Origin of the sequence: Fictibacillus nanhaiensis, assembly GCF_042686385.1 — a bacterium.
GTDB classification, from domain to species: Bacteria; Bacillota; Bacilli; order Bacillales; family Fictibacillaceae; genus Fictibacillus; species Fictibacillus nanhaiensis.
The window spans coordinates 2842313-2855822 of record NZ_JBHUPF010000006.1 but is presented as its reverse complement, the minus strand read 5'-3'; the positions used below and the strand labels follow the sequence as shown (position 1 = coordinate 2855822).

The following is a 13510-nucleotide window of genomic DNA, read 5'->3' as shown; positions in this document are numbered from 1 at the left end:
ATATTCTAAAAAGGTGGTTGGAAGATGGTTAATTATGACGGAAAAGTATTCGTGTCTGTTCAAAACTCTTCAAACGGTGAAGTATCCTCACAAACAGCGTTTTACTACAAACAAGACGGAAACATTGTAACGGCTTCATACGGGGGTGGAGAAATCTTAAAAGGAACATTAATTGGAATTGTGAATGAAGATAGCAGCTTAAACTTCAGGTACAATCATGTGAACACGTCTGATGAAATAAAAGGTGGAGCATGTACTTCCCAACCAGAGATATTAATAGATGGAAGAATAAGATTGTATGAAAAATGGAGATGGGCAGAGGGAAGTTCTGGAGAGTCCGTCATAGAGGAAGTGAAATAAATTAAAAAACGCTCACTATGGAGCGTTTTTTAGCCGTTTAACTTGCCGCTTCTTTTTTAATGTATAGCGTTTTTCTTCTCACCAAGTAAGTTGCAGTGATTAGGAAATAAATAAGTAATGTAACGATCGTAATCACAGGAGATGTTGTTAACACGATACCGATTAATATGGCAAGTAAAGATAGAATGGCAATCCATGTTGTATAAGGAAACCATTTTACATAATAGCCCGATAACTGTTCTTTCCTTTTTCTTGATTTCAAATGAGCAAAGGAAATGATCAACCATATGAACAATACGGTGTAGCCGAGTGATCCCATAAGATAGTTAAAGGTTTTGTCACCAGCAAAAATAGAAATTAGTACACCTGCATAAAGGGATGCTGTACACAGCAGAATTGCGACAAAAGGAACTTTTTTAGATGAAAGTCGAGCGAAAATCTGAGGAACACGTCCATCTACGGCTTGTGTATACAACACACGTGATGAACCATATAACCCTGAGTTCATGGATGAGATGATCGCAAGAAGAATCACACCATTCATCACATGATCTGCACCAGGAATTCCAATCATCTGAAAAACCATGACAAAAGGACTTTCATTCACGCCGTTTACTTTGTCCCAAGGAATTAAGCCAACGATGATAAAGAACGGAAACAAGTAAAAGGCTATGATTCGAGTTAATGTACTGCGAACAGCTTGTGGAACTACTTTTTCTGGATTCTTCGTTTCAGCTAAGGTTACACCGATAATCTCCGTTCCACCATACGAGTAGATCACCACTAACATAGCTGTCATAAGACCTGCTGAACCGTTCGGAAAGAATCCACCCTGCTCTGTTAAGTTCGTGAAGTTCGGTGCAACATGGTCACCAAACGATACGAATAAAAGCAAAAGTCCTGAAAGAATAAAAATGACGATTACACTGATCTTAATAAGTGCTAACCAGTATTCCGTCTCAGCAAATATTTTAACGGATAATAGATTTACGATCGTGACTGCGACTGAAACCAAAAAGGCTAGCATCCAAATCGGGGTATCAGGGAACCAATATTGAAGAAAAATTGCTGCCACTACAGCTTCGGCCGCAATGTTTAAAACCCACATCTTCCAATAGATCCAATCTAGAAAGTAAGCGGGAAACATACCTAAAGCAGATTGAACAAGATCCCGAAACGTTCGGGCACCACTGTTTTGAACGGCCATCTCTGCTAACCCTTGCATTACAAATAATAAGATGATTCCGCCGATTAAATAGGCTAGAACAACGGAAGGACCTGCTGTATCAATAGCGGCACTGCTTCCTTTAAAAAGTCCGGCTCCGATACTACCACCAAGAGCCATCATCATGATGTGACGAGAAGTCATCGTTCGTTGTAAGTTCTCTGTGCTTTTTTTCATCTTCATAACCTCTCCTAAAGTGATGTTAGAATCTATAAAACAAATAACAAAAAAGGCTTATCGTCTCTGATCTCGGTTGTGAGAAAAGAGACGATAAGCCTTTGGCTGACCGCGGTACCACTCTTGTTGATTCGTCATAGAATCCTGCTTGTAGAACCTGTTAACGAAGGTTAGTCGTCAAAACATAGAGAACGCGTTCTTTCTGTCTTGCTGCTCCAGGGCGAGTTCAAAGTTTTCATAGACTGCGTTCCACCAACCCGCAGCTCTCTATCCTACAAAATGACTTTTACTACTCCCGTTCGTTGCTTTTATCTAATGATTATTCAGAATAATATGGATTACTATAAAGGCTATATCTTGGGCTTGTCAACACAAAAATTTTTTAAGAACGATGATAGGTATGATGGAAACGGTATCATTAAATCAATTTTTAAATGATTACAAACTGTTATAAAGATGTATTAGGCAAAATAAAAAAGGTGCTGGAGGTTATGAAATCCCCCCAGCACCGCACTTTATTTCTTTATAGCTAGCTTTTGAAAGTAATATTTTCCTACATGGTTCACTTGTGCATTAAAGTCATTGCGTCCGTTTTCTTTAAAAGAAGGACCACAGCTAGAAGAAGTTACTTGAATAACAGAATATTTAATGTCTTCACCGTTTCTTCCTGTAAAACCACCGTTCGATCCAAGACTGATACATTGGTCGTTAATTTCTTTTCGTTTTCCGTTTTTATCCACGTAATAATATTTATCATTCACAACTCCATAAATCATATCTTTGGTTGACGTGAATGAAACGCCATACTGACTGATCTCTGTATCTTTTAAGACATCCAACGTCTTTTCTTTTACTGGAATAACCGTATAATCATCTTCTTTTTTTAACGCTGGTTCGTCTGGCATGTTATAGAACGTAAAGATAGAACCCTCGAATCCTTCGGGAATTAGAAAAATATTGTTCGTAGTCTCTTGTTTATTAAAGCTACATCCTGCTAAAAACAATATAGATATCGCAACCATTATATATTTTTTCAATAGCATTCACTCTTTCAATTCATTTTCTTTATTGTATCATTGTATCCAAAATTCCAATAACAACTAATAACCTTTCCACAGAATTGTAACGAGTTAAACAAATTTTTCCAAAATAAACCTTTATTATACCTTCTTTTTGTATAATGAAAATAATAGAACTACAAAATGGGGGTAGAAAGATCATGACAACATTGTTCCAAAACAACAAAACGATTGAAGGAAGCGAATTATTAACGCTTTTGACTTCAATAAATAACAAGGAGAAGACATGGGAAGATGTAAATCTAGAAGTTGTATTAGATGCAATGATTCTTCATATTGGCTCGCCAAATAGTGAACTACGAGAGATGGTTTATCGATCGTTTTATATGTCAATTATTCACGATCAGCTCGACTACGAGATAGTAAAGAAACTTCTAGATTATAGTTTAAAGCACCTTTTATTTAAAGGAATAGGCGAAAGTGGGACAGATTCTGTTTTCACACGTGCTTTCACAACGATATTGATAGCTGTGATCATCAGTAAAGATATCGAAGTGGACTTTCTTCCAAAAGAAACACTTACTGAAGTGAAAAATGAAGTCAAAAAATACATAAAGTTGGAACAGGATGTAAGAGGTTATGTACCAGTAAAAGGTTGGGCACACAGCATTGCTCATGTGGCAGATACGTGCGATGAACTGATTAAGAGTGAAAAAATTGATGAAGATGAATACTTTCCTATCATTGAAGTGCTTTTGAAAAAATATTGTACGACAGGGACTGGTTTTTTGCATGGAGAAGATGAACGCGTTGCTATAGCTGTTCTTGCTATGCTAAAAAAAGAGGCTGGGTTAGAAGAATTAAAGCTATTTGTAGAAGGCGTACCCGACCTTTTAAAATCTCAAAAAGAAGAGTTGTCATCTGAAAAGTACTGGTTTGTGATGGCTAACTGTAAATCCCTATTAAAAAGCCTTTACATAGGAGTTAGTGATGATTCGTTAAGTGGCTCACTCCAAGAAACAATTCGAAAGAGCTTATCACAAATTTAAAGAAGTTAAAGGAGGCTCGCTTATTGATAAGAGCACTCAGCCTCCTTTTATTATGCTAGATCTCCGTGCTCCGTTCCCCAATCATGCATTTGCTTTAAAATGGGAAGTAGGGTTGAGCCAAATGAAGTCAATGTATACTCAACCCTTGGTGGAACTGTGTTGTATGATTTCCGATCAACAAATCCCTCTTCCTCGAGCTCCTTTAATTGCTGCGAAAGTACTTTATGTGTCACTCCTGGCAACAGGTTTCTTATTTCGTTGTACCGCAGTGTGCCATCTACACTTAAGTGCCATAGAATAACCGTTTTCCATTTACCACCAATCTTTTGCAATGTATATTCAATCGAGCATTTTAATTTACCATCATCATGTGTTGATATCTTCATGACCCTCACAGTCCTTTCTTACCTCAAGGATAGTATGTCACTTAAAAGTGCGTTCTTACATACGAGAAGTATGTCTGGGTATAATGATTCCTGTAAACAACAATAAAAGGAGGAATACAATTATGCCAATCTATCCAAGAACATTTTCTCATATTGGTTTATCCGTGCCAAATTTAGAAGAAGCCATAAAATTTTATACAGAGGTATTCGGATGGTATGTTATCATGGAGCCTTCTGATGTGGAGAATGATGAAACACCGATCGGACAAATGTGCCGAGATGTATTCGGTGATGACTGGGAAACATTCCGAATTGCTCATCTGGCTACAGGTGACAAAATCGGAGTTGAACTGTTCGAGTTTCCTCATAACGAAAAGCCGGAAAACAATTTCGAGTACTGGAAGACAGGTTTGTTCCACTTTTGTATCCAAGACCCTGATATTGAAGGGATCGTTGAGAAAATTAAGGAATATGGCGGCAAGCAGCGCATGCCGATTCGTGAGTATTACCCGAACGAAAAACCTTACAAGATGGTGTATGTAGAGGATCCGTTCGGCAATATCTTTGAAATCTATACACATAGTTATGAGCTTACCTATTCTCAGGGAGCATACTAATAAACTTTTGAACCGCTGGCGATTTTGTTCAGCGGTTTTTTCTTTGCACAGATTTCGAAAGAAAAGAAAAGACTACTATTTGCATTTTTACTTCTGTAAGCTTGATTTAACATAATCACGTAAATGGAGTGAAGAAAATGATAAAGAAAATTAAAATAGATCTGCCTAAAATTCAAGGGAAATTAGAAGAAGCACGGTTTCGGGATCTGTATTTAGAGGAAGATCCATATCTTCACGATTGCTCGATCACGGGAGCATTTTTAGAGAATGAAGAGATCGATAAGCTGATTTTATCTAAAGTGAAATTCAATAATGTAACGCTCATTCATTCTAGTTTTTATAAAATAGACATGACAGATGTTGTATTTGAAAACTGTGATCTTTCAAATACAAATTTTAAAGAGGGTATTTTGTATCGCGTACATTTTAAAGATTGCAAACTGATGGGTGTTGATTTCGAAAAAGCGAATCTTAGAAATGTGACGTTTGAAAACTGCAAGTTAGACATGAGTGAGTTTGTAGAAACAGACTTTAAGCCCGTTTTGTTCGACCAATCCTCACTTAAACAGGCAAACTTTTATGAAACAAAGCTGAATGCAGTAAAATTTGAATCGTGTAATATCGAGGAGATCGATTTTACAGAAACATCCTTAAACGGGATCGATATTAGTACATGTAAATTCAATACCATTCACGTAAACCTCACAAGTTTAAAAGGATGTACCGTATCACGGGAGCAAGCCATCGTGTTTTCCACATTGTTGGGATTAAACGTAAAAGATGAGTGAGTTTTACAAACCCACTTAAAGAAAGCTCATTACCCATCTAGAGGGGAGTGAGCTTTTTGGGTTTGTTTTCTTTAACAAATGAAAAAGAGGGGCCGGATGGTATTTCCTTCAATGGCTTTATTTCTTGTTTAAAGCTTTTTTGTTTTGATAAAAGGTATGCCTTCTCTAATCCTGTAAGTATAAATGTACTAGCGATTATGGTTAACGTGAAAAAAAGAATTGGAACAAGTGGAATCCAGGGATGTGACATGAAAGAAGCATAATACATACCTAGTAATCCCGTCCATTCGTGTGTTACAGAATCAACTTCCCCCCCATAAAACACAATGGTTCCTCCAAAGAATACTTGAAGTACTCCCAAGTGTATTAAGATGACAAGAACTTGAATGAATTGCTGTAGAAACAAGATGATAAGTATTGGATTGAGGTGGGGGGCAATATGTTTTCTTAGAAGATGAGGATAACGGCCACCTAATATTTTTGCAGAACGAACAAATTCTTCATTGAGTAATAATTTCATTTCATTTCCTAAATAATAAGTAATTGTAGGAACGGCGAATATGATCAAAATCATTAGCTGGAAGCCGACTCTTAGAAAAAAGGGTTCTGGTGTAGTACCATTACCAAATGTTAGAGCGTGTTGCAAGACGAAATAGGAAATCATGGTCATTGGAATAACTGAAAAACTATCAAAAAAAGATTCAAAGCTTTGGAAAAGTGTTTTTTTAAATTTAGCAAGGATTATCCCTAGTAATAAACCAATTAGAATACGCATGAAAGTGATAAGTAGTCCAGCCCCTATTGTCCACTTTGCGCCTTCAATGATGAGATGAAGCAAATCATACCCTTTACGGTCCGTTCCTAATAAGAATTTGGCTGACGGTGCAAACGGGGCAGCACTCACTGTGCCATTTTCATCAAAAAGTAAGGATACACGTCTGATCTCACCATCATGGATAACTGAATTTCCAATACTTAATACCACAAGAGTTACTAAAAACAGAAGAGCAGTTACAGCTCTTTTTTGGCGTATGAAATAATACCACATATTAGACGACCTCTTTTAACAGATGTGAAGTGAATAGTCTGAATAGCTGGAAATAAATAAAAATAGGTAAATAGATGAGTAATAATGCTACTGTAAAAGTTTCGATACTGTTATAGTCTTTTACAAAAATAAATATCCCAATAGAGTTAAAAAAATATTCAATGATATAAAGATTGGATAACATAAGCCAAATGTTGGTTTTTGTAAAAAAGAAGAAGCGAAGTAAGACGTTTCTTAACACATGTTTGTAAAACACAGTAAAATGACTTAAACCTTTTCCACTTGCAAGTGATACATAAGGTTTTTCATATTCTTCTTCTGTAAGAAAAAGTAAAATTTTCGTAAACATTATGGTTGTAGGAATACTTAAACAGATGATCGGAAGTGCTCTTATCTTTTGATCCCCAGCCGCTGCAACTTCCACAACGAGTATTCCGGTGTTTTTAAACAACCAAACGATAGACAACTGTAAGATCATAATGATTAAAATATCTGGTAAAGCTTCAAGATACACAAGGCTCTGCTTAACTTTGTTTACAATTCTAGGATTAAGACAGGTAAGACAATAAACGATAAGTACCGCTAGTATTAATGAGACGATAAATGAGCTAGCGAATATAGTTATAGATTCTTTGTATCTGATTAAGATTTCAGGAAATAACGGACGTACAACTTTATAATAGGAATACGTTAAAGTAGAAGGTTCAAGTAAACTCGCAACTAGGTTTCCGAATGCTAGGAAATATTGTGTGATACTTAACGAAAGCCCGTTAAAAAGGGCCGGTGTAGCACCTAATGCTATAATCCCCACTAATGAAAGAAATAGATGAATACATGTGAATAATGAATGTTTGAACCCGCTAATTACTTTATTCATCTTCGGGAATGCTCCATTCAATATTGATTGATCCTGCAGGTTTGTGTGCAATCAGTAGGTAGTAATCTACATTCCTATTATCATTAGAGGTTGGGTGTTCTCTATAAGTCGAAAGATATACAGTCACATTTTTTATATCCCATATGTTCTTTCGATGTGGATAAAGCTTTTGATATAGTCTTGAGTATGTAGTTAACACTTCTTCTACATCCTTCTTATAATCACTTATTTCACCCTTTTCTGAAATCATCACTTCCATGGAGAAGGAATTTTCACTTTGTTTAAGGTTAAATATTTCCTCGGTCAACCCTTTTTGTTTTGCCAAATTTTCTGCTTTTGTTAAGTACGGAATGGACATATAACTAGTTGATGCTGTGCTTCCACTCTTTGAAACGAGAAATGGAATACTCGTTGTCATGAATAGTAATACGATCGCTGTAATCATAAGGTCTTTCACAAAATAGTACGACGGTTTAACAGTTTTGTTCTCTCTAATCCTTTGTAAGATATGTTCTTCCATTTGTGAGTTGAGTTTGATATATCTATATAGACGCTGGTCCATATGTTTCTTTAGATGTTGTAATTTATCTTCCAAATGTAGATCCCCCCTTTTTCTCCAATCTACTTTTAAGAAGTTGCCGTGCTTGATAGAGTCTCGATTTAACAGTTGAAGACTTAAGTTTAAGAACTAGTTCCATTTCCTGCAGTGATAGTTCCTCGTAATAAAAAAGAATAATTACCTCTCTATACTTCGGCTTTAGCTGCATGATCTCTTGAATAAGTTGCTCTGTTTCATCTTGGATAATTAACTTCAGCTCTATCGGTTTCTCATTAGAAGATGCTGTAAAAGTAAGCCTCTGAGACAATTTAAATTGCTTATAATGCCAGCTTTTTAAATAATCTTTGCATTTGTTTATTGCAATTCGATAGACCCAGCTTTTGATCGCTTGTTTCTCACGAAGGTCATCCATCTGCAAATAAACAGTTAACATCGTATCTTGAAGGATGTCCTCGGCCTTAGCTTGGTCTTTTACATAGGAATAACATAGGCGTAAGATACTTTCTCCATACTGTTTTATCATTCGTTTTAATCGTTCTTCTCGATCATTATGTGATTGATTCCTTAAAGGGTTTGGTTTCATCTGCATACCTCATAGAAAAAGTCATTTAACTATAGACGATTCAGCTTAATAAAGGTTGGATTTATTTCTAACCAATTACCATTTCTCATATTTAATCAAAAAACCTTTTTTATCCAATTGGAAGGTACAATTCCCTTTTAAGAGAAATAAGAAAAGAAGTTGAAAATAGGGAGCTGGTTTTTAATGAGTGGGATTTGAAGCTTTAAGGAAAATGTATAAAAAGAGGGATGAAGAACTACCATTACAACGGAAAAAATTAATGAGAACAATAGAACAAGACCTAGTGGCAGATAACAATGTTTTGGCTGTATTTTATGGAGGATCGATCGGAAAAGGAAACACAGATTTTTATTCAGATATTGATCTTCGTATTGTGGTGCAAGACGCAGATTTTGAAAAGTTTCGACAGAATAAAAAGCAAAGAGCAATGAATTGGGGGAATGTTCTTTTCTTTGAAGATTTTCCTTGGACAAACTATTCTATCGCTCATTATGACTCATTTATTAAGGTGGATACTTTTTATTACAAGAAGAAAGATCTTCATCCTTCTATATGGATGCAGCATTTAAAAATAGTTTACGATCCTGAAGGTCATGTAAACTCCATAAATCAACAATCCCTGCAACTATCCTACACACCATCAGTAGAAGAACTAGAAATCTGGCGTACTAAATTCTTTGCATACGTTCATGAGTTCTATAGGCGAATCATGCGAAGTGAATTCTCATACGCAAAACAATGCTTAGAGAACATGATCTATTCTATGGTGTCCGGATGGTATATGAACGCAGGTCTGCAACCGAATACATTTGGTGATTGGTCGAAGGTTGAAGGAAAGAGCAGTCCGTTAGCTGACTGGCAGCGGATGCTCCTTACTAATTGGCGCTACACTTCAAACGAAGAAGACATGTTAAGAGTTTTTAAGAATATCTTACCTGAATTCCAAAAGTTACATAAAAAGTTATGTGAAATCGTAGAAATTACGTATGAACAGAAATGGGAAGACGAAATTTTGAAGAAAGTTCTCATTGATTATTAACTGGCATGAGGTGGTGAGTGTATGGAATATGGGTCGTCAGGGTTGGCATTAATGGGGTTATTTACATTTTTAGTACCAATAGGAGTAGGAATCTTTGTGTTGGTCATGCTTTATCAAATGAACCGATCTCTAAAAAGAATAGCGGATCGACTAGATGAGAAATAATCATGAAACCAAAAGATAGCTGTCCCTGTGTGGACAGCTATCTTTTTTTATATTGCTTTTCTATGATTATCTTCTAAAGAAGTATGTTTTTTAAATTTAGGTATCTTTAAGTAGACGACCAAGCGTACAAGATATTCCATAGGACCGATGGGCAGGTATTTTAAATAAATCGAACTAAGGAATGCTTGAGATCCAAATATAATTACACCTATAACACCCGCCAGAATTACACCAAGATCACCAAACCAACCTAAACCATAGCCGTAAAAGAGAAATGTACAAATCATCGATTGCATTAAATAATTTGTTAATGATAGTTTTCCCATACTTTCAAAACCACTTAAGAAGCGTTTGAACTTCTGATGGTTGTACATGTAAACGAAAAGACTGATATAACCGATCGCAAGCATACTTCCCCCGATCATGCTCATATCTAAACGATAATCCCACTGCTTGCTGAGTAGAGGAGTAGCTTTTAGTAAGAGTCCGATTGGTATAAATAAACTGCCTAGGATTGTGAACTGTTTGATCTTAGAAGACGTGTTTTGCAGCCATTTTCGATGTGCTGCATACATACCAATTAGAAACATCGGACTAAGAACAAAAGGTGTTAAAAATAACATGAAGGCAGCTTCACCACCACTCATATCAAGCATCTCGTCATCAAGACTGTGTGCTCTTATTTCTGAGTATGTTCCTGATCCATAGATTTCTTGTGTTTGTTTCATGTATAAATCTATCTTGTCAGCACGGATCATTTTAATTTCTTCTGCCTCAAACAGGGAACCAATGAAGAGAAGAGAGAATAGTAGAATAGCCCAAATCAATAGTGTCTTTGGTTTGCGATTTACCATAACCAAAAGCAGAACACCCATAAGCCCATATACAAAAAGAATATCTCCTTCCCATAAATACGTACTATGCAAGATCCCAAGAGTCATCAGTAAAGCAAATCTTCTGAACAGATGCCACTTTACGCGTTTGTTTCTTTCCTTTAAGTTGTTACGCATAAGAATGAGCGAGTACCCAAAGATGAACATGAAGATGGGAAGAAATGCGCCTTCAATCACCACTTTTGTGAAGTAGTAAGCATATGTATCAACGGTTGATAATTGATAATAATGAATTTCGTCCTTTCCAAAGATTCCGAACTGGAAAATGAGTAGGTTTGCTAAAAGAATCCCTATTAAACTAAATCCCCTGATACCATCGATGATGTTAATTCTCTGTTTGACCAATGACATGTAATAATCCCCTTTATCTACATAATTACCAATACCTAACAAATTTGTCGACGACATAACTATAACAGCGTATTTTATAAAATTCAACAAATATTTATTGTTTTACGATAAAAAAATAATGATTATTGAGATTTTATCGTTCTTTTGTGGTATGTTAAATTCATGAAATTAAAGATGAGGAGCAGAAAGATGAAGTGGAAAATGTTTTATAAATATGGAGCGAAATTATGCACAGTTCTTTTTTATGTTATTAGTCTTTTTGGTATTTTTACATTGGTATATCATTTGTCCTATTTAATGAGTTCAACAGGAGAATTGGCAAAGTCTTTCGGTGCATTTGATCCTGTGTACAGCAACTTAACGTTAGTTTTTGATCAGCAACCTTTACTTTATAAGGATGAAGAATTCATCGTCCTCTCATTGGTGACCTCTATCATTATGTTTGTTTTTGCATTGATTTTCCTAAGACTCATGAGGAAATTGTTACAGAATTTACACCAAGAGAGTTTATTTATGATGGAGAACGTTAAGGTTTTATTCAAGATGGGTATCACCATTCTTGTACTTGGGTCAGCTTTTACCTTTATGGACGAGCTTTTAATGACAAAAGCACTTAAGGAAATTGATGTAACGAACGCTTCGGTAACATATACAGGACTAGCTTATGTTGATACGTTTTTCACAGGGATTTTCGTAATGATTCTAGCCTCTGCACTAAAGGTTGCCGTAGAGGCAGTAGAAGAAAATAAACACACAATCTAAAGGTGGAGTAGGGATTGCAATGATTCGAATAAAATTAGATGTTATGATGGCACAGCGAAAAATGTCATTGAACCGATTGTCTGAACTGGTTGATATCACCCCTGCTAATCTTTCTGTACTTAAAAATGAAAAAGGAAAAGCGATTCGTTTTTCAACACTTGATGCCTTGTGTAAAGTACTAGAATGTCAGCCAGGCGATCTGATTGAATATATCGATGACTAGTAGAAAAAGGGAGAGGGTTTGGTTACATGAAAAAAGTAGCTGTTAGCTGGAGCGGTGGGAAAGACAGTTGCTTAGCTCTATATCGATTGCTTCAAGAAAAGCATGAAGTGGTATGCTTGATATCCATGGTTTCTGAAGAGGATGTACGAAATCATGCCCATGGTATTCCATTGAAAATCTTACAATTACAAGCAGATGCGATCGACCTTCCTTTAATTATGGTGGATTCAGCTGGGGAGTATGAAGCTTCTTTAATAAGGTCTTTGACTTCTATAAAAAAACAGTTTGGGATAGATGCGATCGCATTCGGCAGTTTGTATATGGAAGAAGATCGGAAATGGAATGAACATGTTGCGGAACAAGCAGGATTAGAGGCTCTTTTTCCAGTATGGATTTTGGAAGAACATGCACCAAAATTATTAGAAGAATTTATCTCATTAGGTTTTCAGTCGATTGTTTGCCGAGCCTCAGCAGATATCTTGGACTCGACTTGGACAGGTCGTGAGTTGAATGAAAGTTTTTGTAAGGATATTAAAGCAACAAAGAGCTGCCCAATGGGTGAACATGGAGAATATCATACATTTGTTGTAGATGGACCAATCTTTCGAAAAAGGCTTGAGATTGTTCACTCAGATGTTATCTTAAATTCAGGATTATGGTCGCTTGACATACGTTCATGCAGGTTCATAGATAAGGATACGGAGGCTGTTATGACATGAACATTCACTTTAGAAAGATGTTAAAACCTGAAGAAAACGTATTAGAAGCTTTAAATCGTTGGGAGAACGACACAAAGCTTGTTCCATTAACACGACCGAACAAGGATAGAATAGAGCTTGAAAGTAAACGAATCATCACCATGGAAGACTTATATCAACGTTTAGAGTTTCACGAGATTTATTTGATCTTTGTAGACGATCAATTAGTAGGTGAGATGAATTATATGGTCGATCCTCCTCATCTTTTTAAAAGAACAGAAGGAACGGCATGGTTAGGTATTACGATAGGTGAATCGGTTGGAAGAGGTAAAGGCATTGGTTACCAAGCGTTGTCATACTTAGAGAATGAAATGAAAAGAAATGGTTTGAAACGCATCGAGCTTGGTGTGTTTGAATTTAATGCCAACGCACAAAAACTTTACCGAAAATTAGGATACTCAGAAATTGGTAGAGTCGAGGCTTTCACGTATTATCAAGATCGAATGTGGGCGGACATTCGAATGGAGAAATTAATCAAATAATAATGACTCATAACTGTCCATTCGGGCAGTTTTTTTGATTTAAAGGGATTTTTTGGATTTTTATTGAATTGAGATAGCACAAGAGATAGGTTGGTAACTCAAAGGACTCGTTTAAAAAAGAATAGTATGGAGCTGTTGTGATGAACATC

The 13510-nt window shown here is 36.1% G+C and carries 18 protein-coding genes and 1 other annotated feature; of the genes, 10 read left to right on the top strand and 8 right to left on the bottom strand.

The features are described from left to right. Window positions 1-24: 24 nt before the first annotated feature. Window positions 25-360: an avidin-fold protein gene (locus ACFS5O_RS18355; RefSeq protein WP_205725668.1), complete on the top strand. Its 336-nt coding sequence runs from the start codon at window positions 25-27 to the stop codon at window positions 358-360. A gap of 37 nt (window positions 361-397) precedes the next feature. On the opposite strand, the gene ACFS5O_RS18350 is transcribed toward ACFS5O_RS18355, so the two are convergent. Together ACFS5O_RS18350 and ACFS5O_RS18345 are read right to left on the bottom strand one after the other, a co-directional pair. Next, entirely contained in the window at window positions 398-1762 is a 1365-nt protein-coding gene (locus ACFS5O_RS18350) for an amino acid permease (RefSeq protein WP_205725669.1), read from the bottom strand. 83 nt (window positions 1763-1845) lie between these two features. Next, window positions 1846-2074 (bottom strand) — a binding site (T-box leader). Between the two features lie 203 nt (window positions 2075-2277). Beyond that, on the bottom strand, window positions 2278-2799 hold the full coding sequence (locus ACFS5O_RS18345) for a DUF6843 domain-containing protein (RefSeq protein ID WP_205725670.1): 522 nt from the start codon (window positions 2797-2799) through the stop codon (window positions 2278-2280). 182 nt (window positions 2800-2981) lie between these two features. On the opposite strand from ACFS5O_RS18345, the gene ACFS5O_RS18340 reads away from it, so the two are divergent. Continuing rightward, window positions 2982-3830 (top strand): DUF2785 domain-containing protein, encoded by an 849-nt coding sequence (locus ACFS5O_RS18340; RefSeq protein ID WP_205725671.1) that lies wholly within the window; start codon window positions 2982-2984, stop codon window positions 3828-3830. 50 nt (window positions 3831-3880) lie between these two features. Here ACFS5O_RS18340 and ACFS5O_RS18335 read toward each other — a convergent pair whose 3' ends face one another. After that, window positions 3881-4216 (bottom strand): winged helix-turn-helix transcriptional regulator, encoded by a 336-nt coding sequence (locus ACFS5O_RS18335; protein WP_205725672.1) that lies wholly within the window; start codon window positions 4214-4216, stop codon window positions 3881-3883. Window positions 4217-4338: 122 nt separating this feature from the next. On the opposite strand from ACFS5O_RS18335, the gene ACFS5O_RS18330 reads away from it, so the two are divergent. Both ACFS5O_RS18330 and ACFS5O_RS18325 read left to right on the top strand, forming a co-directional pair. After that, window positions 4339-4833 (top strand): lactoylglutathione lyase family protein, encoded by a 495-nt coding sequence (locus tag ACFS5O_RS18330; RefSeq protein ID WP_205725673.1) that lies wholly within the window; start codon window positions 4339-4341, stop codon window positions 4831-4833. Between the two features lie 137 nt (window positions 4834-4970). Continuing rightward, window positions 4971-5621, top strand: coding sequence for a pentapeptide repeat-containing protein (locus tag ACFS5O_RS18325; RefSeq protein ID WP_205725674.1), 651 nt, complete (start codon window positions 4971-4973; stop codon window positions 5619-5621). A gap of 37 nt (window positions 5622-5658) precedes the next feature. Here the strand turns inward: ACFS5O_RS18325 and ACFS5O_RS18320 are convergent, their stop codons facing one another. Genes ACFS5O_RS18320 through ACFS5O_RS18305 form a run of 4 tightly spaced genes read right to left on the bottom strand, consistent with a single transcriptional unit; the run spans window position 5659 to window position 8688 of the window. Next, window positions 5659-6669 carry a peptide ABC transporter permease gene (locus ACFS5O_RS18320; protein WP_205725675.1) on the bottom strand — a complete coding sequence of 337 codons (1011 nt, stop codon included), beginning with the start codon at window positions 6667-6669 and terminating at the stop codon, window positions 5659-5661. A 1-nt stretch (window position 6670) separates the two neighbouring features. Further along, entirely contained in the window at window positions 6671-7546 is an 876-nt protein-coding gene (locus tag ACFS5O_RS18315) for an ABC transporter permease subunit (protein WP_205725676.1), read from the bottom strand. Next, window positions 7539-8141, bottom strand: a complete 603-nt coding sequence (locus ACFS5O_RS18310; protein ID WP_205725677.1) for a hypothetical protein — start codon at window positions 8139-8141, stop codon at window positions 7539-7541. Before ACFS5O_RS18310 ends, ACFS5O_RS18315 begins: the two co-directional genes overlap by 8 nt. Then, the gene (locus ACFS5O_RS18305) at window positions 8131-8688 is read right to left on the bottom strand and encodes a sigma-70 family RNA polymerase sigma factor (protein WP_205725678.1); all 558 of its coding nucleotides are present in this window, start codon (window positions 8686-8688) and stop codon (window positions 8131-8133) included. Before ACFS5O_RS18305 ends, ACFS5O_RS18310 begins: the two co-directional genes overlap by 11 nt. Window positions 8689-8947: 259 nt before the next feature. On the opposite strand from ACFS5O_RS18305, the gene ACFS5O_RS18300 reads away from it, so the two are divergent. Beyond that, window positions 8948-9727, top strand: a complete 780-nt coding sequence (locus ACFS5O_RS18300) for a hypothetical protein (protein WP_318300173.1) — start codon at window positions 8948-8950, stop codon at window positions 9725-9727. 21 nt (window positions 9728-9748) lie between these two features. Continuing rightward, window positions 9749-9892 (top strand): hypothetical protein, encoded by a 144-nt coding sequence (locus ACFS5O_RS18295; RefSeq protein ID WP_156499128.1) that lies wholly within the window; start codon window positions 9749-9751, stop codon window positions 9890-9892. 47 nt (window positions 9893-9939) lie between these two features. Here the strand turns inward: ACFS5O_RS18295 and ACFS5O_RS18290 are convergent, their stop codons facing one another. Continuing rightward, a complete protein-coding gene (locus ACFS5O_RS18290) occupies window positions 9940-11136 on the bottom strand; it encodes a DUF418 domain-containing protein (protein WP_205725680.1) in 1197 nt (398 codons plus the stop codon). Window positions 11137-11325: 189 nt separating this feature from the next. On the opposite strand from ACFS5O_RS18290, the gene ACFS5O_RS18285 reads away from it, so the two are divergent. From ACFS5O_RS18285 to ACFS5O_RS18270, 4 genes are read left to right on the top strand one after another with little or no spacing between them, the layout of a single operon-like run. Then, window positions 11326-11898, top strand: coding sequence for a DUF2975 domain-containing protein (locus tag ACFS5O_RS18285; RefSeq protein ID WP_205725681.1), 573 nt, complete (start codon window positions 11326-11328; stop codon window positions 11896-11898). A 19-nt stretch (window positions 11899-11917) separates the two neighbouring features. Continuing rightward, window positions 11918-12121 carry a helix-turn-helix domain-containing protein gene (locus ACFS5O_RS18280; RefSeq protein WP_205725682.1) on the top strand — a complete coding sequence of 68 codons (204 nt, stop codon included), beginning with the start codon at window positions 11918-11920 and terminating at the stop codon, window positions 12119-12121. Window positions 12122-12147: 26 nt separating this feature from the next. Beyond that, entirely contained in the window at window positions 12148-12840 is a 693-nt protein-coding gene (locus ACFS5O_RS18275; RefSeq protein ID WP_205725683.1) for a Dph6-related ATP pyrophosphatase, read from the top strand. Continuing rightward, window positions 12837-13361, top strand: a complete 525-nt coding sequence (locus tag ACFS5O_RS18270; protein ID WP_205725684.1) for a GNAT family N-acetyltransferase — start codon at window positions 12837-12839, stop codon at window positions 13359-13361. Before ACFS5O_RS18275 ends, ACFS5O_RS18270 begins: the two co-directional genes overlap by 4 nt. Window positions 13362-13510 lie beyond the last annotated feature (149 nt).